Here is a 26,272-nt window from a genome sequence, read left to right as displayed (position 1 = left end):
GGACGCCAGGGGGCGGTCATTCTCTGAATATGCACCCTTCGCCCGAAGTCCTCAAGGGGTCACCAGTCGTTCATCTGGAGCATCCGGTCCAGGTCCGCTCCCAAACCGCCCGGCGCCAGGACCGTCAGGACGGCGGGATCCTCCCGCTCGCTGATTTCCCCGGGGGGGGGTGACGGTTTGGGATCTCCGAAATCGTTTACGATGTCCGGAGCCGGGATCGGGCGCGGCTCGGCAGCGGGCGCGGTTTTCACCGCCAGGTCGTCCAGGACGGTCAGGGGACTCTCGAAGGTGATGGCCGATTCGTAGAGCGGGGCGCCCGAGATCGACTTGATGCTGGATCGCAGGACGATGCCGGAGACTTTGAAAACGCCCTTGGTCGTCATGATCTTGAGAAGGATTTTCATGTCCGGGCGCAGCCGGAACACCGTGTGGAGCAGCATCCCCCCCTTGGAGATGTCGATCACGCAGGCTTCGGTTCCCTGGTTGATGGATACCCCCTTGAGGGAGGGGACATCCTGCGGGGTCAGGCGCCGCCACTGTCTCCGGTCGGAGCCGTCAAAGGTTCTTTTTCGTTGTTTCATGGTGTCCGCTCTTCCGCCGCACTGCCGTGCGCTGTCGCATCGTTTCCCGGTGCAGATCGGCGCCGGATTCCGGCACTCCATATGATCGGCGGATGAAGGGCGGAAGTTTAGCCGGAAATGCCCTCTATTTATTGGGTGACAGTGTGTTGCCCCGGGGCGGCGGCGGTAGGGGATTTGAAATCGGGCCTCCCGGGCCGGGGGGGTGGGGGGGCTCTGCGGCCTCGATCGCGTCCGAGCGCCTCCGCAGCGACTCGATGTCGGGGGCCAGGATCTTCAGGATGGAAACGGGGAGGGCGCTGGTGAACCGGTACTCCCCGGCCTGACTCCCCGGCACGAACGCCGTGAGGACCCCGTAGTAGCGGTCCCCTATGTAGAAGACGAAGGTGGCCGTGCGGTCGATGGCGCGGGAGGAGAGCACCCGCCCGCCCCGGTCCACGGTGGTGACGCGGTTGTCCCCGGAGCCCGTTTTCCCCCCCGCCACGAGGGGCCGGTCCCCGAGCACGAAGGCGCCGGACAGCCTTGCGGCCGTTCCCGACTCGACGACGCCGGCCAGGACCGGGAGGATCGCCCGGGCCACGGCGCGGGGCAACACGCGCCGCCCCTCGGCTTCATCCGGTTCCAGTACCGTTTCATAGGGGGTGTTTTCGGCGAACCGGAGGCGCGTGATGCGCATGCCGGGCCGGTGCTCCCCGTCGTTGAGCAGGATTCCCATGAGCTCGGCCAGGGCTTCGGGCCGGTCGCCCGAACTCCCCAGGGCGGTGGCCAGCGACGGCACCAGGCTGTCGAACGGAAACCCGAGCCGGCGCCAGGCGGGGGTCATTCGCCGGAAGGCGTCCTGTTCGATACGGATGCGCAGCCTGCGCTCCTGGGGGGCGCGGTTGCCCTCCTTCAGGAGCCAGACGGCCGTCACCTGGCGGGCGCCGCCGCTCCGGGCCCAGAGTTCCTCCCAGGACAGTTCCGGTTCCCGGAAAAGGGCGCCGGCCGCCCAGAGCCGCAGGGGATGTTCCCCGAGAAGGTACCCGTAATCGGACAGCCCGAGCCGGGGGTTCCCGTAAGCCTTGACCCACCGCTCCACCGCCTGGGGGGAGCCGTCGGCCCCGAAGCGCTCCATCCATCGGGCCAGGGCGGCGGCGTCCCCGCCACGGTGCCAGGAGTAGAAGGTGATGGCCAGGTGGCGCGGGGACGGCGCCTTCTCCCCCAGAAAAGCCTTCAGGACGGCGGCCGGGTCGCGCTTCCGGAACGCGCGCCAGGCCTCGCGGAGGAAATGGCGCGACTCCTCCTCGGCGAGCTCCCGCAGCATCCGGCGCCGGACGGGGTGATCGGGTTCGGCGAGAATTTTTTCGGTGTCGTAGGGGAGGCGGGCCGCGTGGAAATCGACGAGGTCGCGCATCAGGCGCACGTAGACAAGGTTGATGGAGTGGCGCGTGGCTTCGCGGACGGTGACGATGCGTCCGCCGTCGGCGCGGTTGAAATTGCCGAAGGTGTGGAGGCCGCCTCCGGTGAAAAACCGCTCCCCGGTTCCGGCGGAGTACCTGCGGTCGAGCGCCAGCTCCAGAAACGCCTCGAGCCGGGGCCTGGGCTCTCCCCCGAGCGTTTTCACGGCCCAACGGGTGATGGGATCGCGCGCTCTCTCCCTTTCCCGCTCCAGGGCTCCGGCGTCCAGGCGCGCGAATTGCCCGTGGAGCGTCGCGGCGATGTCGAGGTAATGGGCCAGGACGCGGAGCTTGGCCGTGCTCCCCAGCTGCATCTTCATCCCGGTGTTGATGTCGAACGGGGCGTCGAGGTTGTCGGTGATGCCGCGCACGAGGTTCCCCCGGGGGGTCTTCTCGACCAGGATCAGCCCGTAGATGACGCGGGAAGGATCCCCCCGGCCCAGGAGCCGCTCCCCCCCGAGGCCCCGCCCGGCGATGAAGGCGGGGTCCCGCAGCGCGGCGAAGAGGGTCGCGACCCGGTGCTGGAAAACGGGGTCGATGGTCGATTCGACGTCCAGGTGGAGGCGGTCGAGTTCGTACAGCCCGGGCACCCCCAGGAGCCCGGCCAGGTTTGCACGGATCTCGTTGACCGCCTTGTTTTCGGCGTAGAAGGGGACGGAGTATCTCGGGGGACGGGCGGAAAAGGCGACGGGCGCGGCCTGGACGCGCCGGGCGAAGTCCCCGGAGATCGCCCCCGCCTCGGCCAGGAACCGGACGTAGAAATCGACCCGGTTTTCGAGGGCCGCGCGGCCGTTCAGCAGGTAATGGCTCGGGGCCCGGACGGCGCAGAGAAGGGCCATGACCTGTTTGAAGATCCGGGCCTTCTCGTCCGTTTCGGCCGGATCGCCCAGGACCTTGCAGGCCTGCTGGAAGTCGAGCCCGAACCAGGAGTAGAGGCCGTTGCCGAGGCCGTGGATTTCCCCGTACCCGGGGGTCGCCGCCAGCGGGATGGAATTGAGGTAGTTCAGCACGATCCGCCGCCGCTCCTCGCGCGTATCCATCCCGCCCTGGTAGACGCGCAAACTGGCGTCCGTCATCTGCCGGAGCTTGGCCAGCACCGAGTCGGTCCTCCCCTCGTCCGAGTGCCGGAATTTCTGCATCTGCGTGGCCAGGGTGCTCCCCCCCTCGACGGAGAGGGGGAGCCCCAGCCTGTTGCCGGCATAGAGGAAGATGGCCTTGGCGAGCCGGTCCCAGTCGACGACGGGGTTGGTCCTCGCGTCGGCCGGCTGATCGAGTTCCCGGTTTTCGATGATGAGCAGACCCTTCACGACCAGGGGCGGGATCGCCTCGAAACTCTCGAAGTGGTACTCGGCCAGGGGGGCCGCAAACAGGGGCTGGCCGTCGTTGCCGCGGATCCTGAGCTTGGTGGAGGTCGGTTCGGGGTAGGGGGGGAGGATGCCCCAGCCCGCGACCCGCTCCAGTTCGCGCGAGAACCGGACCTGCCTGCCGACGGTGTATCCTGCCGCGCCGAGGCGCCGCACGAAATCGGGGATCAGGGCGTACCCGGTGCGGATGTCGTACGGCCCGTGCCTGGGGAAGACGATGTTGGGGCTGGGTCCCGGTTCCACCCGGTACGACAGCTTTCCGGCGTAGTAGGAAAGGGCGCGGGAACTGAAAGCGGAGGTGCGCATTTCGTAAAGGGCCGCGCACGACACGACCAGCAGGACGGCGGTCCATCTGAAGAAACGGGGGTGGCCGCGGAAAAGCGCCTTCAGGCCGGCCGGCCGCAGGCGGAGGATCCGGCGCAGGGTGATGCCCAGAAATCCCTTGTCCTCATCGTCGCCCATGAGCGCCCATCCTCCGCGGTATCCGATCGGACGGTTGTGAGTGATCCTCAGCGGCTGATCACGAAAATGGCCATGTCGGCAAGCCGGTTGGCGTCATCGGTCACCACGCGCCCCTCCTCCGTGTCCAGCGAGATCCGTTCATGGACGGTGATGTGATGATCCCGGCAGAAATCCTCGAAATCGGCGATGGAGAAGAAGCGGATATTCGGGGTGTTGTACCACTCGTGGCGCAGAAGACCGGAGGAAAGCGGCGACTTCCCCTCTTCCTGCAGCATCCGGCGCAGCTTGTGGTAGGCGAAATTGGGGAAGCTCACTATGGAGCGCCGGCCCACCCGCAGCATCTCGTTGATGAGGCGCTCGACGTCCCGGACCGCCTGGAGGGTGTGCGAGAGCACGACGCAGTCGAACTGGGAGTCCGAAAAGATCTCCAGCCCCGAGTTCAGATCGGCCTGGATGACGTCGAACCCGCGTTCCAGGCAGTGCAGCACGTCCTCCTCGTTGATCTCGAGCCCCACGAGCTTCCGGTTCCCCTCCCCGCGCAGCCGGACCAGGAGCGATCCCCGGCCGCAGCCGAGGTCGAGCACACTGGCGGCCGGGTGGATCAGGCGCACGATCTGGTTGTAGTCGATCCGGGGGCGGCGCAGGGCGCCGAAGATGCTCGTCGGGGCGTCCGCGTCCAGGTCCTCCTCCTCCCCGGTCTGCTCGGGGGCGCCGCGCAGGTTCTGGAGGAAGGCACGCATGAACCCCCCGTAAACCGGGAGTTCGTCTGGCAGCAGGAACGCGTCGTGGCCGCAGGAACTGGCGATGTTGCCGTAGCTGACCGGCTTGTTGCGCGCGATCAGCGCGTGGACCAGCTCGCGCGACTGTCCGGGGGGGAAGAGCCAGTCGCTGGTGAAGCTGACGATGAGCCACCGGCATTGCGACCGCCCCAGGTTTTCGGACAGGGCCTCCAGCGTTTCCCCCAGGTCGAAGAGGTCCATCGCCAGCGAAAGCCTGATGTAGCTGTTGGCGTCGAACCGTTCCACGAATTTGTCCCCCTGGTAGGCCAGGTAGGAGCCCACGCTGAACCGCTTTTCGAACGCCGTGGACAGGTCCCGCGGCTTCAGGCGGTCGGCGCCGAACTTCCGCCGCATCGATTCGGGGGAGAGATAGGTGATGTGCCCCAGCATGCGCGCCAGCGCGAGCCCCACGGCCGGCGTCGTGCCTTCGCTCTGGTACTGGCCGCCCCGGAAATCGGGGTCGCGCTGGATCGCGTTGCGCCCGACCACGTCGAAGGCCAGCGCCTGGGTCGTCAGCCGGGCGCTGGTGGCGATGGCCACGACGCCCGCGACCCGTTCGGGGTACCGCACGGCCCAGGTGAGCGCCTGCTGCCCCCCCATCGAGCCGCCGACCACGGCGAGCAGGCGGTCGATCCCCAGGTGGTCGAGCAGCAGTCGCTGCACCTCGACGATGTCGCCCGTCGTGATGGTGGGGAAATCGGCCCCGTAGATCCGGCCCGTGGCCGGGTTCAGGCTGTTGGGGCCCGTGGTGCCCCGGCAGCCGCCGAGGGCGTTGGAGCAGAGGACGAAGTAGCGGTCGGTGTCGATCGACAGGCCCGGACCGACGACGAGGTCCCACCACCCGGGGTCGTCGTCGGCCGTGTGCCGGGCCACGTGGGAATCCCCGCTCAGGGCATGGCAGATCAGGATGACGTTGTCCCGCGCGCCGCTCAGCCTCCCGTAAGTCTCGTAGGTCACGGTGACGCCGTGGAGCCGCTCGCCCAGCTCCAAACTGAGCGGGCCCGGGAGGGCAAAGCTCCGCGCATGAACGAGCGGCCGGCCCGTGCGTACGCTGTCGCTGCTTTCAAACAGGTCGGGGGCCATGGGTCACTCCGCCGGCGGTTCCGGGCCGCGGGACGCCGCGAGAGCCCGGGCGAAGTCTTCGCGGATGTCGCCGAAATCCTCGATCCCCACGGAGACCCGGATGTATTCGGGGGTGACGCCCGCCGCCCGCTGCTCCTCTTCGGTCAGCTGGGAGTGGGTGGTGGACGCGGGGTGGATGACCAGGGTGCGCGCGTCCCCGATGTTGGCCAGGTGGCTCGCCAGCCTGACGGCTTCGATGAAGCGGACGCCCGCTTCCCGGCCGCCGCGGATTCCGAACCCGACGATGGCCCCGGCGCCGCCGGGGAGCAGCTCGGCCGCCCGCCGGTGGTACGGGTGGCTCTCGAGTCCCGGGTAGTTCACCCACACCACGTCGGGGTGGTTTTCGAGCCACCCGGCCAGGGCCGCCGCGTTGGCGACATGCCGCTCGATGCGCACCTCGAGCGTTTCCAGCCCCAGCAGGAAGAGGAAGGCCGCAAACGGGCTCATGCAGGCGCCGGTGTCTCTCAGCCAGTGGGTGCGCGCGTGCATGATATAGGCCATGTTGCCCAGGGGCTCGAGGGCTTCGGTGAAAACCATCCCGTGGTAGGCTTCGTCGGGGGCGGTGAACTCGGGCCATTTCGCGGGGTTGTCCGCCCAGGGAAACCTGCCGCTGTCGACGACGGCGCCCCCGACATGGACGCCGTGGCCGCCGATAAACTTGGTCGTGGAATAGACTACGATGTCCGCCCCGTGCTCGATGGGACGGAGCAGCACCGGAGTGAGCAGGGTGTTGTCGACGATGACGGGCAGGCCGTGGCGGTGCGCGACCTCGGAGACGGCCCGGAGATCGGGGATGTCGTTCTTCGGGTTCCCGATCGACTCGAGGTAGACCAGGCGGGTGTTGTCGTCGATCAGGCGGGACATCCGCTCCGGTTCATCCGGGTTGAAGAATCGGACCTCGACCCCCAGTTTCCTGAAGGTCTGGGAAAACAGGGTCCACGTGCCGCCGTAAAGGCTGGTGGAGGAGAGGAAATTCTGGCCCGAATGCGCGAGGGTGAGAACGGCGGCCGTGATGGCCGCCTGCCCGCTGCTGAAAGCGAGGGCCCCGATCCCCCCGTCGAGGGCCGTCAGCCTCTTCTCCAGGACCTCCGTGGTGGGATTGGTCAGCCGGGAATAGATGTTCCCCTGCTCGCGCAGCGCGAACAGGTCGGCGGCGTGCCGGGTGCTTTTGAAGACATAACTGCTGGTCGCGTAGATGGGCACCGCGGAGGAGAGCGTTTCCGGATCCGGCCGCTGACCCGCATGCAGCGCCAGGGTCCCCAGGCGGTACCCCGTTTTCGTGTCATCCATTTTCCCCGTCCCTTCTCCCGCGAGGGTGTCCTATAAAACTTATGATCCACGGGAGATTTGTCAAGATCGATCCATCCTGCGCCGGGGCCCGGCCGCAGGCGCCCGCCCGCCGGTCAGTCGTCCCGCGGGCCCGGGTCCGGGCCGGGGCCGAAGTCCGCGGAGATGGTTTCGCGCGCCGCCCCGGCCATGGCGTTGTCCACGAGACGCGCCACGTCCAGCCCGCTTTCGGCGCGCGCGGCCTTTTCGGGATCGGCCGCGGTTTCCGGGTGGCGCGGGATGAAGAGGGAACAGCAGTCCTGGTCGGCCTGGATGCTGGTCTCGTAGGTCCCGATGGCCCTGGCGATGCGGATGATCCCCTCCTTGTCGTCCCCGATGAGGGGGCGGAAAACCGGCATCGTCGCGGCGGCGGAGATGGTCCGGATATTGTCGAGCGTCTGGCTCGCCACCTGTCCCAGGCTGTCTCCCGTGACCAGGGCGGCCGCTTTTTCGTTCCGGGCGACCGCCTCGGCGATCCGGACCATGAAGCGCCGGTAGAGGACGACGCGCAACGCGGGCGGGGCGTAGGCGACGATCTCGCGCTGCACCTCGGCGAAGGGGACCATCCAGAGGGTGGACTCCAGCTGGAAGCGGGAGAGGATCCCGAGAAGGCGCCGGACCTTCTCCTGCGATTCCACCGTCGTGTGGGGATAGCTGTGAAAGTGAACGTGGTGCACCCGGCAGCCTCGCCGCATCATGCGCCAGGCGGCCACGGGGGAGTCGATCCCGCCCGAGAGCAGGCACAGCACCTTTCCTCCCGAACCGGAAGGGAGCCCCCCGGCCCCCTGGATGCGGGAGAGGTGGAGAAACGCCCGGCCCTTGACGATTTCGATCCCGAACACCGCCTCGGCCCCCTCCATCCGCACCTCGGCCCCGGTGCGATCCTGTACGAAGGCGCCCAGGCGCCGGTTCAGCTGCTGGGAATCGAGCGGAAACTCCTTCGTCCCGCGCCGGCAATCCATCTTGAAGGACCGGAACCGGGTGGAGGCGACCAGCAGGGCCAGTTCCGACTCGATGGCGTCGATCTCCGCCGGCACTTCGCGGGCGACGATGAAATTGGCGATTCCGAACACCTTTTCGAGCCGGCGCGTGATTTCCCCGGCCGGGGAGTCCCCGGTGAGCTCGACCAGCAGGCGGCCGGCGAAGCGCCGGATCGAGGCCGTCTCCAGCCCCTGGAGGAGGCGCGCCACGTGGCGTTCGAGGCAGGTCTCGAACCAGCCGCGGTTGTTCCCCTTGAGATTGATTTCGTGGTAATGGATCAGGATTGTGCGTTTCACGGCCGTAATCTTATCGCATCGCCGGAAATTTGCCGCATGAAAATAAGGGGCGTTATACAATGGCCCCATGCGGATGACGCGCAGGGAATTCCATCGGCTGACGCTCCTGGCGGGGATGTCGCTCCTCGGCGGCGAAGGCCGGGGGGACGACGGCTCCACCGTGGCTCTGGTGAAGACGGGGGACCGCAACTACGGCGTTCACCGGGCGGTGGAGTTGCTGGGAGGGGCCGATTTCGGGGGGCGCGGCGTCTACCTCAAGGCGAGTTACAACAGCGCCGATCCTTTCCCGGCCTCCACCCACCCCGACGCCCTGCGGGCGCTGGTCGGGGTGCTCCTCCGCTGCGGCGCCGGCCGGGTGGTCCTGGCGGAAAGAAGCGGGATGGGGCGGACTCGGGCGGTGATGCGGGAGCTGGGCGTCCTGGAGCTGATCCGGGATTTGGGGCTCGACTTCCTCCCCCTGGAGGAACCCGGGGTCGCCGCCTGGCGCCGCGTCGACCTGCCCGGGTCCCACTGGAGCCGCGGGGTGGAGGTTCCCGCCTTTCTGGGCGACGGCGGGTGCGTGGTCCAGCTCTGCAACCTGAAGACCCACCGTTTCGGCGGAGGCTACAGCGCCAGCCTGAAGAACTCCATCGGGCTGCTGGCCAAGTACGACCCGGAGAACGGCTACAACTACATGCGGGAACTCCATGCCTCCGACGACCAGTGTTTCCTGATCGCCGAGGCGAACCAGGCTTACACCCCGCGGCTTCTGGTCATGGATGCCTCTTCGGTCTTTGTCTCCGGGGGGCCGGAGGCGGGGGAAGAGGCCCATCCGGGCGTCATCGCGGCGTCCACCGACAGGGTGGCGCTCGATGCCGTCGGCCTGGCGATCCTCGAGCGCTCCGGCGCCGCGGTCGCCGGGGGGAAGGCGGGTGTTTTCGGCCAGGGCCAGATCTCCCGGGCGGCCGAACTCGGCCTGGGGGCCCGCTCGGCCGCCGGGATCCGCCTCGTGACGGGCGACGCCCGGAGCCAGGCCTACGCCTCCCGGCTGGAATACATCCTCCTCCATCCGGCCGAAACACCCTGACCCGCCGATTTTTTTGAAACCATCGCCCCCTTTCCTCATCTGAACAATACGGATCCGTTCGTGCCCGGGGCCCACCCGGTCATGCGGCGGCAGATTCATGATTTCCCGCTGTAACCTCCTGCCCATTTCGGGCGTAACGGTATTAGGGACGCCTGTGGCATCGACTGCCGGCGGCTCAGTCAGCGCGCGTATCAATGTTATCTTGGAGGGAAAATGAAACGCGATTTAGTGTCCATCATCCTCACCCGACAGGAACTGCAAATCATGAAAGCGGTCTGGAAACTGGGGACCGCGACGGTGAAGCAGGTGCGCAAGGAGATCTGCGCGGAGAAGCCCACGGCCTATACCACCATTCTCACCCTGATGGGCATCCTCGAGGAGAAGGGGGCCCTGGCCCATTCCCGCGCCGGGCGGGCCTATGTCTATCGGCCGCTGCTGTCCCGCTGGCAGGCGACGCACAACCAGCTCGAGGATGTCCTCGCGCGCTTCTTTGACGGCGATGCCGAGAAGCTGGTCGAATACGTTCTGGAAAACGAGGTCAAGGGCCCCGAACAGATGAGGAACATCCGTTGCCTGATCGATTCGGGGATGGAGAACCAGGTCGCCTGAGCCCCGGTTCCGCCCGTCGGCCGGATCCGGCCCGTCAGTTGGAGGGGGCGTAGTACCCCTTGCGGTAGTTCAATTTCAGGTTTCCCTCCGGGACCTTGATTTCGATCTTTCGATAGCTCCCGTCACGGCGCGGGTTCGACGAGATATATCCCAGGTTGTATTGGCTGCGGAGTTCCTGGTTGATCTGGCGGAACGCGTCGTCGAGCTCTTCCACCTGGACCGGGAAGAATACCTTCCCCCCCGTTTCCTGGGCCAGCTGCCTCAGGATCCGGTCCCCCTCTTCGGTATCATCCCCCGTTCCGAACAATCCCCCCTTGCTGACGCTGATGGGGAAAATGGTCGATTCCGCGCGCAGGGCCATCTCCAGCGCGTGGCGCATGTCGGTCCGGCTGGAGAAATCCTCCCCGTCGGAGACGATGATGATGGCCTTGCGCCCGATCTCCCGGATCAGCTTTTCGTCGCACGTCATGGCGATGGCGTCGTAGAGCGCCGTCCCCCCGGCCGCCTGCAGCTTGCGGATCTGCCGGGCCATCTTGTTCGGATCGTTGGTGAAATCCTGGAGCAGCGTCACCGAGGAGTCGAATTCCACCAGCATGGCGCGGTCGCGGTCGCGCAGCACGGTCTGGAAAAAACTGGTGGCCGTGTCCTGGATGAACTGGAGCTTGGGGCTGACGCTGTCGCTGGTGTCGACCAGCATCGCCAGGGTAAGCGGCATGTCCGTTTCCCTGGCGAAATTGATGATTTCCTGAGGCTGGCCGTCTTCGTATAGGGTGAAATCCTCGCGCGCCAGGTTGGTCACGAAGAAACCGGTCTTCCGGTCGAAGACGGAGCAGAGGACGTTGACCAGATCGACGCTGACGCGGTATGTCTGGTCCGAAATCCCGGAGGGGAGCGTGGTCTGGGCCCCGAGCGGAGGCACCATGCTCCCCTGGCGCGGGAGGCCCGCCGTCAGCAGGCATCCCAGAAGGAAAAGGAGCGACAACCTGGCAAATCGTAAAAGCATCTTGTTTTCCTTAATTTAGAAGGATCCGGCCGAGAACCCCCAGTGATTATAGGAAGGCCCCGGGAGTGAGTCAAGCGCTCTCGCTCCCGCTTCCGCCGGGTCGGCCCGCTGCCCGGACCAGGGCCAGGAAGCGTTCGAGTTCCCCGGGCAGCGGGGCCTGGAACGTAAGGGGGGCGCCGGAGCGGGGGTGGGTGAACTCGAGCCGGCCGGAATGCAGGAAAGGGCGTCCGAGCCCCGCGGCCGCCGGCACGATCGCGGGCGGCAGGTTCGCGGTCCGGTTCCCCCCGTAAACCGCGTCCCCCACCACGGGGTGCCCGCTCTCGGCGAGATGGACGCGGATCTGGTGGGTGCGGCCGGTCTCGATCCGCACGTCGAGCAGGGCGGCAAAACCGAAATCCTCCCGGACCTCGTAGTGGGTGACGGCCGGGCGCTTGCGCCGGGCCCGGGACGACATGCGCTTCCGGTTCCGGGGATCCCTCCCGATGGCCGAGTCGATGGTGGCGCGGCCGGGGCGGGGTGAACCGTGCACCAGCGCGACATAGCCCTTGCGAATCTCCCGGTTCTTGAACTGGCCCGACAGGAGGCGGTGGGCGCGGGGGTTCTTGGCCGCCAGCATGACGCCGCTCGTCAGCTTGTCCAGCCGGTGGACGATGCCGGGCCTTTCCGGGTCTCCGGCCTCCAGGCTCCCCAGGTGGTGGAGCAGCGCGTTGACGAGGGTGCCCGAGCGCACCCCGGCCCCGGCGTGGCAGACGAGTCCCGCCGGCTTGTTGAGGACCACCAGGTCGGCGTCCTCGAACAGGATGTCGAGCGGGATCGCTTCGGCGAAGGGACCGGACACGGGCGGGATCGGAATCTCCAGCTCCACCCGCTCCCCCGCCCGCAGCCGGTGCCCGGTCTTGACCGCCGCGCCGTCGACCGTCGCGCACCCCCGGCGGATCCAGCCCTGGATCTGCGATCGGCTCCGGTCGGGCATCCGTTCGGCCAGGAAGCGGTCCAGCCGCGCACCGGCGGAATCCGCGTCGGCTGTCCAGGATGCGGCCGGCGGGCTCAATTTTCCGGCGCCGGCGCGCGGAGGATGAAGCCGTAGTAGACGACGGCCGCTCCCAGGAGCGTCAGGAGGGCGATGAACTGCGAAGTGGAAAGCAGTCCGTAAAAAAGGAAGCCCCGTTCGTCCCCCCGGAAAAATTCGATCACGAAGCGCAGCAGCGCGTACAGGCAGAGGTACTCCATGATGGTCTGCCCGGGGCGGTGATTTTTCCCGAGGCGCCAGGACAGGAGAAAAAACAGGCCGAGCGCCCCGGCCGATTCGTAGAGCTGGGTGGGGTGGATCGCGATGTTGAGGGGGACGCCCACATTGTCGGAGGCGTAGGTGTCCGTAAAGGTGACGCCCCACGGCATGTCGGTGGGGCGGCCGTAGCAGCAGCCGGCCGAAAAGCACCCCAGGCGCCCGATGGCCTGGCCCAGGGCGATTCCGGGGGCCGCCGCGTCGGCCACCTTCCACGCCGGCAACCGCTTTCTTCGCAGGTACCAGGCGGCGGACAGGAGCGCCAGCAGCAGGCCCCCGTAGTAGACCCCCGCCGAACGGAGCGTCGACAGGGAAAAGATTTCGCGCGGATTGCGGCTGTAGTAGCCGTAATCGGCCAGCAGGAGCAGGATCTTCGAGCCCACCAGCGCCGCGAAGATGACCACAAGACCCATGTTCCAGATGGCGTCCGGATGGACCCCCTCCCTGCGGGCGTTGCGGCTGGTGATCCATATCCCCGCGATGAAGGCGGCGGCCAGCAGCAGGCCGTAGGTGTGGATGGTCAGGGGCCCGATTTCCAGGATCTTGGGATGCATGCGCCTATTCTTCCTCTTCCTTTTTGTCCTTGCTCGATTCCTCGATGATCTTCTGCGCGATCTGGGCCGGCACCTCGTCGTAATGCGAAAATTCCATGTGGTAGCTGCCGCGCCCCCCGGTCATCGAGGTGAGCACGGGGGAGTAGGACACCATTTCGGCCATGGGCACCTGGGCCTTGATGATCTGGATGTCGCGCTTGATGTCCATCCCCTGGAGCCGGCCGCGGCGGCTGCTCAGGTCTCCCGTGAGCGCGCCCGCATACTCCTGCGGCGCGTAGATCTCGACGTCCATCACCGGTTCCAGCAGCACGGGGCGGGCCGATTCCATGGCTTTCCTGAAGGCGAGCCTCCCCGCGATCTTGAAGGCCATTTCCGAGGAGTCCACGGGGTGGAAACTGCCGTCGTAGAGCGTCACCTTGAAATCGACGACGGGAAACCCCGCGAGATAGCCGCGTTCGGCCGCTTCCACGATCCCCTTTTCGACGGCCGGAATGAAGTTGCGCGGGATCGCCCCGCCGAAGATGTCATCCGCGAATTCGAATCCCCCGCCTCGCTGGAGCGGTTCCATCCGGATCCAGCAGTCGCCGAACTGCCCGTGCCCGCCCGTCTGCTTCTTGTGGCGTCCCTGGACGTCGGCCTTGCCTCGGATCGTTTCCCGGTAGGGGATCTTGGGCGTCTTCAACAGGACTTCGACCCCGTAGCGCTTTTTCAGCTTCGATACGGTGACCTCGACATGGAGCTGATCGGAGCCGGCCAGCAGCAGCTGCTTGGTCTGCGGGTCGCGCGTGTAGCGGATGGCGCCGTCCTCCTCTATGATGCGGGCCATGGCATTGCTGATCTTGTCCTCGTCCCCGCGGCTCTTCGGCTCGATCGCGAAGGTGATCGAGGGCTCGGGCAATTCGACGCTCGAAAAGAGGATGGGGTGGGCCGGGTCGCAGAGGGTGTCCCCGGTGCTGGTTTCCCGCAGCTTGGTGACGGCGAAAAAGTCGCCCGCCTGGACCTCCCCGATGGGGACCATGGTTTTTCCCTGCGGAATCTGCAGCGGGCCCAGCTTTTCGCTCTTGTCCCTGGTCTGGTTGTGGTAGACGGTGTCGGACCGCATCGTTCCCGAATAGAGCTTGATCAGGCTGATGCGGCCCGCGAAGGGATCGGCGATCGTCTTGAAGACGTAGGCCGCGTACGGCTCCCGGCTTGAGATCTTCCGCACGGCCGGCTCCCCCGTTTTCGGGTCGGTCCCCGTCGATTGGCCCACCGCGGCCGGGGAAGGGCAGAGCTCCGTGACGGCGTCGAGGATCTGGGGAATGCCCATGTTGAGCGTCGAGCTCGCATAGAAGATGGGATAGAGGCTCCCCTGCCCGACGCCGATCTTGAGCCCTTCCATCAGGTCCGCCTGCTCGAGCGTCCCCTCGGCGAAGAACTTCTCCATCAGGGCGTCGCTCCCCTCGGCCACCATCTCGATCAGCTTCTCGCGCCGCTCGGCCAGCTCGTCCCGGTACTGGTCCGGGACCTCCGTCTCCTGGAACTTGCCGGAACCGTCGCGCTCGTAGCGATAGGCCTTGCCGGTGACGAGGCTGATGACGCCGGAGAATTCCTTTTCCATCCCCATGGGGATTTCGAGCGCCACCGCCGCCCGCCCGAACGCCTCCTCGAGAGACGCCAGGGTGCGCTCGCTGCTGGCGTTGTCGCGGTCCGCCTTGTTGATCACGATCATCCGCGGCAGGGAATACTCGTTGCAGAAGCTCCACACCTTCTCGGTCTGCACTTCCACGCCCGCCACCGCGTCGACGACGACGACGGCCGCGTCGGCCGCCCTCACGGACAGCTGCGTTTCGGCCAGGAACGGGCGGTACCCGGGCGTGTCCAGGATGTTGATCTTCTTCTTGTTCCATTCGCAGTGCGCCAGGGCGCAGGCAATGCTGATCTTGCGTTCGATTTCCTCGTCTTCCCAGTCTGTCACGGTGTTGCCGTCCTCGACGCGGGCGAGGCGGTTGACGGCGCCGGAGTCGAACAATATTGCGGATGTCAGAGAGGTTTTGCCGGCTGCGCCGTGACCGATGATGCAGATATTGCGGATGGAGTCACTCTCGAAAACCCTCATAAAGCTCTCCTTTCGGGAGGAATAAACATAAAAGGAGGCCATACTACCACAGGCCCCTGCCCAGCCGCAATTGAGGAGTGGGGGCCTTGTCGGGGCGGGATCCGGGCTAGTCCAGGGATTCCTTGAAGGCGCAGTTTTCGTTGTTGCAGAAGCGGATCGTCCCCGTCCGCTTGGTGGTCTTGGTGAGGGTGAAGGGGGCGCCGCACTGGGGGCAGGGATCGGGCAGGGGCTTGTTCCAGAGCACGAAATCGCAATCCGGGTAGTTGGAGCAGCCGTAAAAGGTCTTGCCGCGGCGCGACTTGCGCTCGACGATCTCGCCCGTGCACCCGGCCCGGCCGCAGCGGACGCCGGTCGATTTCAGCTTGATGAATTTGCAGTCCGGGTAGTCGCTGCAGGCGGTGTACTCGCCGAAGCGCCCGTGCTTGAGGGCCAGGCGCTTGCCGCATACGGGGCAGGTCTCATCGAGGAGGACGTCCTGGGTGACGGTGATCTGGTCCGCCGATTTGATGACCTTCTTCGTGTTGCGGCACTCGGGATACCCGGAACAGGCCATGAATTCCCCGAAACGCCCGCGCTTGAGCACCATCGGCTTGCCGCATTTCTCGCACTGGATGTCCTCGGGCCGGGGGGCGTCGCCCCCCCCCTCGGTTCCTGCGGGGGCGATCTGCCGGGTGTTCTTGCATCCGGGGTAGGCGGAGCAGGCGAGGAAGCGGCCGAATTTGCCCCATTTGATGATCATCATGCTGCCGCACTTGTCGCAGACCTCGTCGGTTTCCACCGCCTCGGTCTTGATGTCCCTCATTTCGGCCGCCGCCGTCTCGAGGCTGCTCGAAAAGCTGCCGTAAAACTCCCCGATCGTCTCCCGCCAGGCTTCCCGTCCCGACTCGATCCGGTCGAGGTGGTCCTCCATCCTGGCGGTGTACTCGTAATCAAAAAGCTCCCGGAAGCTGCCGACGAGCAGGTCGAGAACCACCTCCCCGATTTCGCTGGGATGGAAACGCCCCTCGTTCTTGTCGACATATTCGCGGTCCTGGATCGTGCTCAGGATGGAGGCGTAGGTGCTCGGGCGCCCGATCCCCTTGGATTCCAGCGCCTTGACCAGGCTCGCCTCGTTGTACCTCGGCGGCGGCTGGGTGAAATGCTGCAGCGGCAGGAGTTCGCGGAGCTCCAGCCGTTCCCCCTCGCGGGTCTCGGGAAGCACCGACTCCCCCTGTTCCGGGGATTCATCCGGGACGTCCTCGGGCCGTGATTCCTGGTAGACGGCCAGAAACCCCGGGAACTTGGCGATCGATCCGGTGGCGCGGAACTCCACCTTTCCGGCTTCGATGTCGATGTCGGTCTGGTCGAACAGGGCGGGGTTCATCTGGGAGGCGACGAAGCGGTTCCAGATCAGGTTGTAGAGCTTCCAGAGATCGGGTTCGAGCACCCCCTTCAGGCTTTCGGGGGTCCGCGCCACCGAAGTCGGGCGGATCGCCTCGTGCGCCTCCTGGGCCGTCTTCCTGGATTTGTAGTAGATGGGGTGGTGCGGCAGGTAGGCTTCGCCGTAGGTCCGGCGGATCAGGTCGCGTGTTTCCTCGAGGGCGCTTTCGGCCACCCGGGTCGAATCGGTCCGCATGTAGGTGATCAGCCCCACCGCGCCTTCGTCGCCGACCTCTATCCCCTCGTACAGCTTCTGCGCCACCACCATGGTCCGCTTGACGCTGAAGCCGAGCTTGCGGGCCGAATCCTGCTGCAGTTTGCTGGTGATGAAGGGGGGGACGGGGTATTTCTTCTTTTCGCGGCGGTGAATCCTGCGGACGACGAAATCCGCGCCGCGGAGTTCGCCGACGATCCGGTCGGAGGTCTCGCGGTCGGCGACGGCCCACTTCTTCCCCTCCAGGAGCCGGGCCCTGGCCTTGAAGGCCGGGGGATTCTCTCCGCCCAGCTGCGCGTCGAGGGTCCAGTATTCGTCCGATTCGAAGGCGCGGATCTCGCGTTCCCGCTCGACGATCAGGCGCAGGGCCACGGTCTGGACCCTTCCCGCCGACAACCCCCGGCGCACCTTCTCCCAGAGCAGGGGGCTGATCTTGTAGCCGACCAGGCGGTCCAGGATGCGGCGTGCCAGCTGCGCGTCCACCTTGTTCTGGTTGATGCGCCCCGGACTCTTGAAGGCCTCCAGGATGGCGCCCTTGGTGATTTCGTGAAACAGCACCCGGTAGATGTTCCTGGACTTGCCCGACAGTTCCTCCGACAGGTGCTGGCAGATGGCTTCCCCTTCGCGATCGGGGTCGGCCGCGAGGTAGATGTCGCTGATCCCCTTGGCCGCGGCGCGCAATTCCTTGACCACCTTGGCTTTGCCCGGGATCACGCCGTATTGGGGCGTGAAGGCGTTCTCCACGTCCACGCCAAGTTTGCTTTTGGGCAGGTCCTTGATATGGCCGACCGACGCTTTGACGATGTAATTCCGGCCAAGGTATTTGCCGATGGTCTTTGCCTTGGCTGGGGATTCCACAACCACCAGTGCCTTGCTCATAGGAGGCGCAAACTACACCAATCGGACACAAAATTCCAAGAAAAAATCGCGGAGCGATGCCTCTGTTGGATCCTATCGTCAGTATTTGCAAGTCTTTATATAATAATTCCCCGGCAGCTGCCGGACCCGCCCCCTTCCTTCCAGATCGAGCAGGAGGGCCGACAGGCGGGAAATGTCGATCCCGCTCCGCCTGTGGACCTCGTCAAAAAGGGTGGGTTCGTCCCCGGTGAGCAGTTCGAGCAGGGCCCCGGCCTCTTCCGAAGGCGCCTCCTGCCGTGCGCCCCCCGGGGGGGCCGCTTCGTCCCTGAGGTGGATTTCACGCGCGACGGACGGGGGGAGCTCGTCGACGATGTCGCGCCAGGACTGGACCAGCTTCGCCCCCTGCTTGATGAGGAAATTGGGCCCGAAACTCTGCGGGACGGTCAGGTTCCCGGGGACGGCGAAAACCTCTCGCCCCTGCTCGGCGGCCAGCCGGGCGGTGATGAGCGACCCGCTCTGGCTCGCGGCTTCTATGACCAGGGCGCCCAGCGAGAGTCCGCTCACGATGCGGTTGCGCGCCGGGAAGTTGTGAGGAGCGGGGGGGGTGCCGGGGGGGTACTCCGTCAGCAGCGCCCCGCGCCGGGCGATTTCGCGCGCGAGCGCCCCGTGCTCGCGCGGGTAGACGACGTCGATGCCGGAGCCGAGCACGGCCACCGTGGCGCCGCCGGCCGCGAGCGCGCCGCGGTGGGCGGCGGCGTCCACCCCGCGGGCCATCCCCGAGACGATGGTGATCCCCCTGGCGGCGAGATCGGAGGAGAGTTCTTCCGCCGTCCTGAGTCCGTACAGGCTCGGTTTCCGGGTGCCGACGACGGCCAGACACGCCCGGCCGAGAATTTCGGTCCGCCCCCGGGCGTACAGGACCAGCGGCGGGTCGAAGATCTCCTCCAGGAGCTCGGGATACCCGGCGGTGCCCCGGACCAGGAAGCCGCATCCCGCCGCGGCCCCCCACTCGAATATTTCCCGTGCCCGGTCCCGGCAGGCGCGCGAACGAACCGCCGCGGAGGCCGCTCCCGCAAGCCCCAGCTTTCCCAGCGCGCCTCCGTTCATCCGGAAGAGGCCTGCCAGGTCCGGGGCCGCATCCCGGATCCGGCTGCAGGCGGCGGGCCCCACCCCGGGGAGGAGGGTGATCTCGAGGGCGTTTTTGATCAGGACATCGCCGGCTGTTTCCTTCATAATGACCGCCGGGGATACTGTTTCACGGTGCGGGCGCATATTTCCTTCATAATGGAAGCCATGGGAGTCAGGCCGGGGATCGAGGGTTTTCTGAAGAACGCGCGGGCGCTGGCGGGGGGCGCACGGGCGGGCGCGGTGGTGCACCCCGCGTCGGTCCTGCCCGATCTCCGGCACGCGGCCGACGCGCTCCGGGAGTGCCGCGACCTCCGGCTGGTGTCGCTGTTCGGTCCTCAGCACGGCGCCCGGGGCGAGAAACAGGACAACATGGTGGAATCGGGCTTCTACCGGGACCCGGCGACGCTCCTGCCGGTTCACAGCCTCTACGGCGAAACCCGCCGCCCCACCGAAGAGATGATGGCGGACATCGACCTGCTGCTGTTCGACCTCCAGGACGCCGGGACGAGGGTCTATACCTTCATCCATACCATGGCTTACTGCATGCAGGCCTGCGCCCGGTGGGGCAAGCGCATGATCGTGCTCGACCGCCCCAATCCCATCGGCGGGGTCCGGGTCGAGGGGAACCTGCTCGATCCGGACTGCCGCTCCTTCGTCGGCCTCTACCCGATCCCGATGCGGCACGGGATGACCGCGGGGGAACTGGCCCTGTTCCTCAACGCCGAATTCGGCATCGGGTGCGACCTGGCCGTGGCGCCGATGGAGGGGTGGCGCCGGGATTTCTGGTTCGATGACACGGGCCTTCCCTGGGTCCTCCCCTCGCCCAACCTCCCCACGCTCGATTCGGCCACCGTCTACCCCGGGACGGTCCTCGTCGAGGGGACCCTGCTGTCGGAGGGGAGGGGAACGACCCGGCCGTTCGAGCTCGTCGGCGCCCCCTTCATCGACAGCCGGGATTACGCCGAAGCCCTCGACCGGCTGGGACTGGGCGGGGTCCGTTTCCGCCCCGCGCACTTCGAGCCCACTTTCCAGAAATGGGCGGGCGAAATGTGCGGCGGGATCCAGATCCATGTTTCGGACCGGGAGGCGTTCGAACCCTACCTTACGGGGATAGCGGTGATTGCGGCCGCCCGCTCGCTCTACCCGGACCGTTTCGCCTGGCGGCAGCCCCCGTACGAGTACGAGTACGAGAAACTGCCGATCGAGATCCTGTGCGGAAGCCGGCGGATCCCGGAGATGATCGGCAAGGGGACGCCGATCGAGGCCATGCGCCGCAGCTGGCAGGCGGATGTCGAGCGGTTTCTCCGCCTCAGGGAGCCCTATCTTCTGTATTAACCCCGAATATGGATGTGCTAATATACCAGCCCTATGATCATAGGACTGACGGGCACAAACGGGTCGGGGAAAACGGTGGTCTCGGATTACCTCCGGAGCCGCGGGTTTGAATTCCACTCCCTTTCGGACGCCATTCGCGACGAGCTCCGGGCGCGCGGCGAGGAGATCACCCGCTCCAGGCTCATCGAGGTCGGCAACGAGCTCAGGGAAAAACATGGGGCCGGCGTCCTGGCCGAGCGGATCCTCGCCGTGGTGGAGAGCGACCACAATTACGTGATCGACTCCATCCGCAGCCCCCACGAGGTCGAGGTCCTGCGCGGCCGCCCCGATTTCAGGCTCCTGGCGCTCGAAGCCGACGCCCCGCTCCGCTTTGAACGCAGCCGGCTGCGGGGGAGGGAGAATGCCCCGGAGACGCTCGAGCGGTTTCTGGCCGAGGAGGCGCGCGAACTCGGTTCGGACAATCCCGCGGGGCAGCAGCTGGTCGCCACCCGGAAGCTGGCGGACCTGGTCGTGACGAACAACGGGACGCTCGAGCAGCTGCACCGGCACCTGGACGAGGTCATCCCCCCGCTTCTGAGCCGCTTCGTCCGCCCCTCCTGGGACGAGTACTTCATGAATATCGCCAAGGTGGTGGCGACGCGCAGCAACTGCATGAAGCGGAAGGTGGCCGCCATCATCGTCAAGGACCGGCGCATCATCTCCACGGGGTACAACGGCACCCCCCGGGGGGCGCGCAACTGCAACGAGGGGGGGTGCCCCCGCTGCAACGGCCTGGCCGCGAGCGGCACGGCCCTGGACGAATGCCTCTGCTCCCACGGGGAGGAGAACGCCATCACGCAGGCGGCCTATCACGGGATCAGCCTGAAGGGTTCGACCCTCTACTCCACTTTCGCCCCCTGCCTGCAATGCACGAAGATGATCATCAACAGCGGCATCGTGGAGGTGGTCTACAACCAGGAGTATCCGCTGAACGGGTCCGCCCTGAAGCTCCTCGATGAGTGCGGCGTCCTCCTGCGCCAGTACCGGGTGTGAAGCCGTTTCCCAACCGCCTGTGGGGCGGCCGCGGGGCCGCCGCGTGAACGACGTGAGCCTGGAGACCGAAATCAAGGTGGAGATCGGGGACCCGGAGGCATTCTGCCGCCGCCTCGGAGCGCTCGGGGCGGAGGCGCTTTCCGCCCGGCATTTTGAAGACAACCACCTGCTCGATTTCCCCGATGGCGGGCTGCGGTCCCGGCGCTGCGTCCTGAGGGTCCGGATCGCCGGGGGGCGCGCGACGCTGACCTTCAAGGGGGCGTCCCGCCCCGAGGGGATCTTCAAGGTGAGGGAGGAACTCGAGACCGGGCTCGCGGACGGCGCCACGGCCCTCGGGATCTTCGGGAGGATCGGGATGCGGCCCGTGTTCCGCTACCAGAAATACCGCCGGGAATACGGTGTGGAGGGGGTCCGGGTCGCCGTGGACGAGACCCCGATCGGCAACTACGCGGAGCTGGAAGGGTCCGAGGAGGCGATCCGGGCGCTCGCGCGTGCTCTCTCGTTTCCCGAAAAGAGCTTCCTCCGCTCGAGCTACCATTCCCTCTACCTGGAGTATTGCCGGCAAAAGGGCGCGGAGGCCGGCCACATGGTTTTCTGACCTCGGATCGGTCAAAGGAGGGGCTCATGCCCGTCGTCTACGTCGAAAATATCGGGGATTGGGAAGGGAAAGAGGTCACGCTGCGCGGATGGGTCTACAACCGGCGGAGCAGCGGGAAACTGCAGTTTATCCTGCTGCGCGACGGAACCGGCGTCATACAGTGCGTCGCCTTCAAGGGGAATTTCCCCCCGGAGGAGTTCGCGCTCCTCGACGGGCTCGGGCAGGAGTCGAGCCTCGAGATCCAGGGCGCCGTCCGCGCCGACAGCCGGTCCCCGGGCGGTTTCGAGCTGGACATCCGGCGCTTCCGGGTGCTCCAGGCGGCGGAAAACTACCCCATCACCCCCAAGGAGCACGGGACCGCCTTCCTGATGGAGAACCGCCACCTGTGGCTCCGGAGTTCGCGCCAGCACGCGATTCTCAAGATCCGGCACGAGGTGATCCGCGCCTGCCGCGATTACTTCGACGACCGGGGGTTCACCCTGGTGGACACTCCCATCTTCACCCCCAACGCGTGCGAGGGGACGACGACGCTGTTCGAAACCGGGTATTTCGACCAGACCGCCTACCTGACCCAGAGCGGCCAGCTGTACAACGAGGCCACCGCGTCCGCGTTCGGGAAGGTTTACTGCTTCGGCCCGACCTTCCGGGCGGAAAAGTCCAAGACCCGCCGTCACCTGATGGAGTTCTGGATGGTGGAGCCCGAGGTCGCCTTCGCCACCCTGGAGGAAACGATGGACCTGGCGGAAGGGCTCGTCTGCTTCATCCTCGAACGGGTCCTCGCGCGCCGCCGGGCCCAGCTCGAGATCCTGGAGCGCGACATCGGCGCCCTCGAGCGGGTGGCCCGCCCGTTTCCGCGCCTGAGTTATGACGAGGCGGTGAAGATGCTCCGGGCTTCCGGGTCGGCGATCGAGTGGGGGGGGGACTTCGGCGGGGGGGACGAGACGCTGCTTTCGGAGCGGTACGATTCGCCCGTCATGGTGCACCGCTACCCCTCCGCGGTGAAGGCGTTTTACATGCAGCCCGACCCGGAGCGGGCCGAGGTGGCCCTGTGCGTCGACATGCTGGCGCCCGAGGGGTACGGCGAAATCATCGGGGGGGGCGCCCGCATCCACGACCATGATCTCCTCCTCGAGCGGCTCGCGGAGCACGCCCTCTCCCCGGAGCCGTTCGGCTGGTATCTCGACCTGAGAAAATACGGTGCCGTGCCCCACGCCGGGTTCGGGATGGGGATCGAAAGGGTCGTCGCGTGGATATGCCGCCTGACGCACCTGCGCGAGACGATCGCCTTCCCGCGCACCCTTTACCGGATCTATCCCTGATGCTGCGGAAGCTTTTGCCCGGGAGCGGCGGCGGGGGCGTGCCGAGGTATGTTTTCCTGGCGGGGCTGGGGATCGGCGCCCTCTTTCTCGCGTACTACTATTCCCGGGGCCTGACCGTGGCCCACTACGACGCCAAGGCCCACCTGCTGGTGGCGCGACGGATCGTGGACGCCCTCGAACCGGGATACGCCCAGATGGGGGCCCAGTGGCTCCCCCTTATCCACCTGCTGTACCTCCCGTTCGTCCTTTTCGACGCCCAGTACCGGTCCGGCCTCCTCCCCAGCCTGATCTCGGTGCTTGGCTTCGCCCTCAGCGGCGCGCTGGTTTACCGGATATCGCTCCGGGTCACGGGGTCCGGGGCGGCGGCCCTGTTTTCGGCGGTCCTGCTCGTCGCCAACCCCAACCTGCTCTACCTCCAGAGCTGCCCGCTGACCGAACCGGTGTTCATGGCGCTGTTTCTGCTGGCGCTCGACCGGCTGCTCGAGTGGCGCGCCTCCGACCACTCGCGCATGCCGTGGGCGGCCGCGGTCTGGACCGCCCTGGCGGGGATGTGCCGCTACGAGGGGTGGGGGCTGATCGCCGGGATCGTCGCGCTGCTTTTGGCCGACGGCTGGACGCGCCGCATCCCGCGCCCGCGGGCGCTGAGGGCGGCGGCGGTTTTCCTCGCGGTTTTCGCGCTCCCCGCGCTCGCGCATTTCGGCTACATTTTCATGCGGCTGGGGGACGTCTTCTTCAACCGGGTCGCGGCGGGGAACCCGAACCCCTACCTGACGCACGGGAGGCCGTTTCTTTCGCTCCTGTACCACCTGGCGGAGGTCGAGCAGATGGCGACGCTCCTCCTCCTCCTCGTGGCCGGCCTCGGGGTCCTGGTCGCCGTGCGGGACCGAAGCCGGTTTTGGGAACGGGCGCCCCTCGTGCTGCTCTGGGTCCCGTCCCTCATCAACATCGCCGCCCTTTACTGGGGGCACGTGTACCGGCTGCGCTATTCCGTCCTGCTTCTGCCCGCCGTGGCCGTGTTCGCCGGGCTGGCCGTCCGGTCGGCAAGGGTCCGCACCCTCGCCCTGCCGCTGCTCCTGCTCCTCGTCGCCCTTCTCCCCTGGGTGTCGTGGGTCACCTACCTCCGGGATCCCGCCGGGATGCTGGCCCCGGGACCGGGGGCGGCCGCGCTCCCCGTCCTGGGCCTGGTCCTGTATGCGGCGGCACGCCTCGGGGGGGGGCACGCGGCGGCGCTGCTCCTCCTCCTCGTGGCGGGGATGGCCGTGCCCCCGCTCGGGCGGGAAAACCTCCCCATGATGTCGGAGACGCTGGAACACGCCTTCATCGAGCCGGAAAGGGAAGAGGTCCTCGGCTACCTGCGGCGGCATTACGACGGCGCGAAGATCCTGGTCGATATGGGCCGGCAGGCGCCGCTGGTCTACGATTCGGGGCTGCGGGTGAGCGAATTCGTCTACAACGAAGGGGGGGGCGCCCGCTGGCACAGGGCGGCCAGCGACCCGGTGCGGGAGGTCGGGTGGCTGTGCTCCGAGAAGGGGGACGCCGTCTGGGAGCGCATTATGATGGATCCCCGGATTCGCACTCACTATACTGTAGTCGTGGATACGGAACACCTGGCGCTGTACCGCCGGAAACTGCGGACCAACATGGTTGAGCGATACCCGTGAAGAACGAAGCCCCGGCCGCGGAAAAACAGAAAAAATTCGATTTTACCCCTCCCCGGCCCCGTCCCCTCCTGTCCGGCCTCCCGGGCAAGATCGACGGCTACGAGGAGGGGGTGGCGCACTATTTCCGGTGGAGGACGGGCCTCGACTACTACCTCGCCCTGGACCAGATCGCCGATTTCGTGGTCCAGACGGGCAGGATCCGTGTGGTCGACCTGTTGACCGACACCGCCGCCTTCGCGCTGAGACTGGCGGGGAGGAAACCGTTTCACGGGCGGATCTACTCCTTCGACACCAACATCACCCTGCTGGAACGCGCCAAGCAGCGGGCGGCTCACCTCGGTCTCGAGCAGATCGTGGAGTTCCGGCATTTCCAGGAACCGCGCCTGCCGGTCCCGGACGGGCACGCGGAACTGGCGGTTTCCGTGTTCGATCTCCACCGGCACCCCCCGGAGCAGTACCTGGGGGAGGCGATGAGAATTCTGGCCCGGGACGGGCATCTGATCCTCGGGGAGTACCTGGAACCCGGATCGGCGCGGACGTCGCCCGTCGGCCTCTGGCGGAGGGCGCACCTGCGGTTCGTCCAGAAAAACCCCGTCGAGGCCAGGGCCGTCTACCCCGACAGGGAGGAAGTGATCGCTCTGCTTTTCCGTTCGGGATTCCGCCAGGTGATCGTTCAGGAGCTGAATACTCCCCGGGCGCGGCATTCGGGAGTCTTCGGTATCATCGCCGCTACGAAATAGGGGGGAGTGGGTGTGAGGAGACAAGGCACGGCGTTCATTCTTCTGTCGCTTCTGTTGCTGCCCGTTCTTGCCGGCGGAGGGGAGACCGAACGGATCCGGAAGATCGGGAAGGCGCCCAATTTCATCGCGCTCGGCCCCGACGGCACGAAGCTCTATGCGACCTCCTACGCCACGGACGAACTGCTGGAGGTGGACCTGGAAAAGCGGATCGTGACCCGGAGGATGGACGCCGGCGGCGCGCCCCTGGGTCTCGCCCTCGCCGACGGGGGGAAAACCGCCCTGGTGGCCTGCATGGATTCGGGCACCGTGGCCATGATCGACCTGGACTCCTTCCAGGTGTTGGCGGATGTTCCCGCGGGCGCGCGGCCGAACTCGGTGGCCGTGGGCGCCCGGGGCTACAATGCCTACGTGGTGGATTACGGCCGGAGCCGGAACGGCCGGCTGCATGTCCTCGACCTGCGCCAGCGGCGCATGGTGGGGAGTGTCGGGCTGGGGGTGAGCCCCTTCGGCATCGCGGTGAGTCCGACCACCGAGAGGGTGTTCGTGCTGATGGGGGGGGACAACGAAGTGTGGGTCGTGGACCCGGCCGGCCCCTCCGTGACCGCGAAGATCCCGGTCGGGGAGGGGCCGGACGGCATCGCCATCACGCCCGACGGGAAACGGCTCTTCGTCGCCAACAGCCGCTCCCACGACCTGTCGATCATCGACGCGGAACTGCTGCGCGTCCTGGTCACGGTCCCGATCGGGAAGATGCCCTTCGGCGTTGCGGTCAGCCCCGACGGGAAACGGGTGTTCGTCATCAACGCCCAGAGCCGCACGGTCTCGGTTCTCCCGGCCGATCTCAGCAGCCTGTCCGGCCGGACCTTCGACATCGACAAGGGTTCGACCGACATCCTGGTGGCCCCGGACAACCGGACCGTCTACGTGGTCAGCGAGGCCACCAACAGCGTCCTCATCGCCGACGTGCCCGCCGAAGCGCCCTGAGCCCCCTGCGCTGTGCTATGATGGA

The 26,272-nt window shown here is 66.8% G+C and carries 20 protein-coding genes; 9 read left to right on the top strand and 11 right to left on the bottom strand.

What is annotated here, in order from left to right; translation table 11 throughout:
• Window positions 1-59: 59 nt before the first annotated feature.
• From GXY47_08595 to thiI, 5 genes are all read right to left on the bottom strand, one after another.
• A complete protein-coding gene (locus GXY47_08595; GenBank protein NLV31202.1) occupies window positions 60-581 on the bottom strand; it encodes a hypothetical protein in 522 nt (173 codons plus the stop codon).
• Window positions 582-705: 124 nt separating this feature from the next.
• Entirely contained in the window at window positions 706-3,840 is a 3,135-nt protein-coding gene (locus tag GXY47_08590; protein ID NLV31201.1) for a glycosyl transferase family 51, read from the bottom strand.
• A 47-nt stretch (window positions 3,841-3,887) separates the two neighbouring features.
• Window positions 3,888-5,702, bottom strand: a complete 1,815-nt coding sequence (locus GXY47_08585; GenBank protein ID NLV31200.1) for a homoserine O-acetyltransferase — start codon at window positions 5,700-5,702, stop codon at window positions 3,888-3,890.
• A 3-nt stretch (window positions 5,703-5,705) separates the two neighbouring features.
• Window positions 5,706-7,031 carry an aminotransferase class I/II-fold pyridoxal phosphate-dependent enzyme gene (locus tag GXY47_08580; GenBank protein NLV31199.1) on the bottom strand — a complete coding sequence of 442 codons (1,326 nt, stop codon included), beginning with the start codon at window positions 7,029-7,031 and terminating at the stop codon, window positions 5,706-5,708.
• A 113-nt stretch (window positions 7,032-7,144) separates the two neighbouring features.
• Complete coding sequence (thiI, locus tag GXY47_08575; protein NLV31198.1) at window positions 7,145-8,344, bottom strand: tRNA 4-thiouridine(8) synthase ThiI; 1,200 nt, start codon at window positions 8,342-8,344, stop codon at window positions 7,145-7,147.
• Window positions 8,345-8,411: 67 nt separating this feature from the next.
• On the opposite strand from thiI, the gene GXY47_08570 reads away from it, so the two are divergent.
• Entirely contained in the window at window positions 8,412-9,410 is a 999-nt protein-coding gene (locus tag GXY47_08570; protein ID NLV31197.1) for a DUF362 domain-containing protein, read from the top strand.
• Between the two features lie 213 nt (window positions 9,411-9,623).
• Window positions 9,624-10,019, top strand: coding sequence for a BlaI/MecI/CopY family transcriptional regulator (locus tag GXY47_08565; GenBank protein ID NLV31196.1), 396 nt, complete (start codon window positions 9,624-9,626; stop codon window positions 10,017-10,019).
• A 34-nt stretch (window positions 10,020-10,053) separates the two neighbouring features.
• Here the strand turns inward: GXY47_08565 and GXY47_08560 are convergent, their stop codons facing one another.
• The 6 genes from GXY47_08560 to dprA all read right to left on the bottom strand — a co-directional run bounded on the left by GXY47_08560 (window position 10,054) and on the right by dprA (window position 18,683).
• Entirely contained in the window at window positions 10,054-11,022 is a 969-nt protein-coding gene (locus GXY47_08560; protein NLV31195.1) for a VWA domain-containing protein, read from the bottom strand.
• Window positions 11,023-11,092: 70 nt separating this feature from the next.
• Entirely contained in the window at window positions 11,093-11,995 is a 903-nt protein-coding gene (locus tag GXY47_08555) for an RluA family pseudouridine synthase (protein ID NLV31194.1), read from the bottom strand.
• A gap of 74 nt (window positions 11,996-12,069) precedes the next feature.
• Window positions 12,070-12,861, bottom strand: coding sequence for a prolipoprotein diacylglyceryl transferase (gene lgt, locus GXY47_08550; protein ID NLV31193.1), 792 nt, complete (start codon window positions 12,859-12,861; stop codon window positions 12,070-12,072).
• Between the two features lie 4 nt (window positions 12,862-12,865).
• A complete protein-coding gene (gene fusA / locus GXY47_08545) occupies window positions 12,866-14,959 on the bottom strand; it encodes an elongation factor G (protein ID NLV31192.1) in 2,094 nt (697 codons plus the stop codon).
• 106 nt (window positions 14,960-15,065) lie between these two features.
• Entirely contained in the window at window positions 15,066-17,471 is a 2,406-nt protein-coding gene (gene topA / locus GXY47_08540; GenBank protein NLV31191.1) for a type I DNA topoisomerase, read from the bottom strand.
• A gap of 78 nt (window positions 17,472-17,549) precedes the next feature.
• Window positions 17,550-18,683 (bottom strand): DNA-protecting protein DprA, encoded by a 1,134-nt coding sequence (gene dprA, locus GXY47_08535; protein ID NLV31190.1) that lies wholly within the window; start codon window positions 18,681-18,683, stop codon window positions 17,550-17,552.
• 60 nt (window positions 18,684-18,743) lie between these two features.
• Between dprA and GXY47_08530 the strand changes: the two genes are divergently transcribed.
• Genes GXY47_08530 through GXY47_08500 form a run of 7 tightly spaced genes read left to right on the top strand, consistent with a single transcriptional unit; the run spans window position 18,744 to window position 26,247 of the window.
• On the top strand, window positions 18,744-19,913 hold the full coding sequence (locus tag GXY47_08530; protein NLV31189.1) for a DUF1343 domain-containing protein: 1,170 nt from the start codon (window positions 18,744-18,746) through the stop codon (window positions 19,911-19,913).
• Window positions 19,914-19,946: 33 nt separating this feature from the next.
• Entirely contained in the window at window positions 19,947-20,945 is a 999-nt protein-coding gene (locus GXY47_08525) for an AAA family ATPase (protein ID NLV31188.1), read from the top strand.
• A 43-nt stretch (window positions 20,946-20,988) separates the two neighbouring features.
• On the top strand, window positions 20,989-21,543 hold the full coding sequence (locus GXY47_08520) for a class IV adenylate cyclase (GenBank protein NLV31187.1): 555 nt from the start codon (window positions 20,989-20,991) through the stop codon (window positions 21,541-21,543).
• Between the two features lie 26 nt (window positions 21,544-21,569).
• Window positions 21,570-22,862 carry an asparagine--tRNA ligase gene (gene asnS, locus GXY47_08515; GenBank protein NLV31186.1) on the top strand — a complete coding sequence of 431 codons (1,293 nt, stop codon included), beginning with the start codon at window positions 21,570-21,572 and terminating at the stop codon, window positions 22,860-22,862.
• Window positions 22,862-24,523, top strand: a complete 1,662-nt coding sequence (locus GXY47_08510; protein NLV31185.1) for a hypothetical protein — start codon at window positions 22,862-22,864, stop codon at window positions 24,521-24,523. The genes asnS and GXY47_08510 overlap by 1 nt, the downstream gene beginning before the upstream one ends.
• The gene (locus tag GXY47_08505) at window positions 24,520-25,263 is read left to right on the top strand and encodes a methyltransferase domain-containing protein (GenBank protein ID NLV31184.1); all 744 of its coding nucleotides are present in this window, start codon (window positions 24,520-24,522) and stop codon (window positions 25,261-25,263) included. Before GXY47_08510 ends, GXY47_08505 begins: the two co-directional genes overlap by 4 nt.
• Before the next feature lie 12 nt (window positions 25,264-25,275).
• Window positions 25,276-26,247, top strand: a complete 972-nt coding sequence (locus GXY47_08500) for a YncE family protein (GenBank protein NLV31183.1) — start codon at window positions 25,276-25,278, stop codon at window positions 26,245-26,247.
• The last annotated feature ends 25 nt before the right edge of the window (window positions 26,248-26,272 follow it).

The sequence above is a fragment of the Acidobacteriota bacterium genome (assembly GCA_012729555.1).
In the GTDB taxonomy this organism is placed as follows: Bacteria; Acidobacteriota; UBA6911; order UBA6911; family UBA6911; genus UBA6911.
This window is presented reverse-complemented; position numbering and strand designations above follow the sequence as displayed.

Bases quoted from the DNA above. Each gene is read 5' to 3' on its own strand.
- dprA (NLV31190.1), bottom strand. From the start codon at position 18,683: ATGAAGGAAACAGCCGGCGATGTCCTGATCAAAAACGCCCTCGAGATC.
- GXY47_08590 (NLV31201.1), bottom strand. From the start codon at position 3,840: ATGGGCGACGATGAGGACAAGGGATTTCTGGGCATCACCCTGCGCCGG.
- GXY47_08570 (NLV31197.1), top strand. From the start codon at position 8,412: ATGCGGATGACGCGCAGGGAATTCCATCGGCTGACGCTCCTGGCGGGG.
- GXY47_08525 (NLV31188.1), top strand. From the start codon at position 19,947: ATGATCATAGGACTGACGGGCACAAACGGGTCGGGGAAAACGGTGGTC.
- fusA (NLV31192.1), bottom strand. From the start codon at position 14,959: ATGAGGGTTTTCGAGAGTGACTCCATCCGCAATATCTGCATCATCGGT.
- GXY47_08585 (NLV31200.1), bottom strand. From the start codon at position 5,702: ATGGCCCCCGACCTGTTTGAAAGCAGCGACAGCGTACGCACGGGCCGG.
- GXY47_08565 (NLV31196.1), top strand. From the start codon at position 9,624: ATGAAACGCGATTTAGTGTCCATCATCCTCACCCGACAGGAACTGCAA.
- GXY47_08560 (NLV31195.1), bottom strand. From the start codon at position 11,022: ATGCTTTTACGATTTGCCAGGTTGTCGCTCCTTTTCCTTCTGGGATGC.
- GXY47_08510 (NLV31185.1), top strand. From the start codon at position 22,862: ATGCTGCGGAAGCTTTTGCCCGGGAGCGGCGGCGGGGGCGTGCCGAGG.
- GXY47_08530 (NLV31189.1), top strand. From the start codon at position 18,744: ATGGGAGTCAGGCCGGGGATCGAGGGTTTTCTGAAGAACGCGCGGGCG.
- lgt (NLV31193.1), bottom strand. From the start codon at position 12,861: ATGCATCCCAAGATCCTGGAAATCGGGCCCCTGACCATCCACACCTAC.
- GXY47_08595 (NLV31202.1), bottom strand. From the start codon at position 581: ATGAAACAACGAAAAAGAACCTTTGACGGCTCCGACCGGAGACAGTGG.
- topA (NLV31191.1), bottom strand. From the start codon at position 17,471: ATGAGCAAGGCACTGGTGGTTGTGGAATCCCCAGCCAAGGCAAAGACC.
- GXY47_08580 (NLV31199.1), bottom strand. From the start codon at position 7,031: ATGGATGACACGAAAACGGGGTACCGCCTGGGGACCCTGGCGCTGCAT.
- GXY47_08555 (NLV31194.1), bottom strand. From the start codon at position 11,995: ATGCCCGACCGGAGCCGATCGCAGATCCAGGGCTGGATCCGCCGGGGG.
- asnS (NLV31186.1), top strand. From the start codon at position 21,570: ATGCCCGTCGTCTACGTCGAAAATATCGGGGATTGGGAAGGGAAAGAG.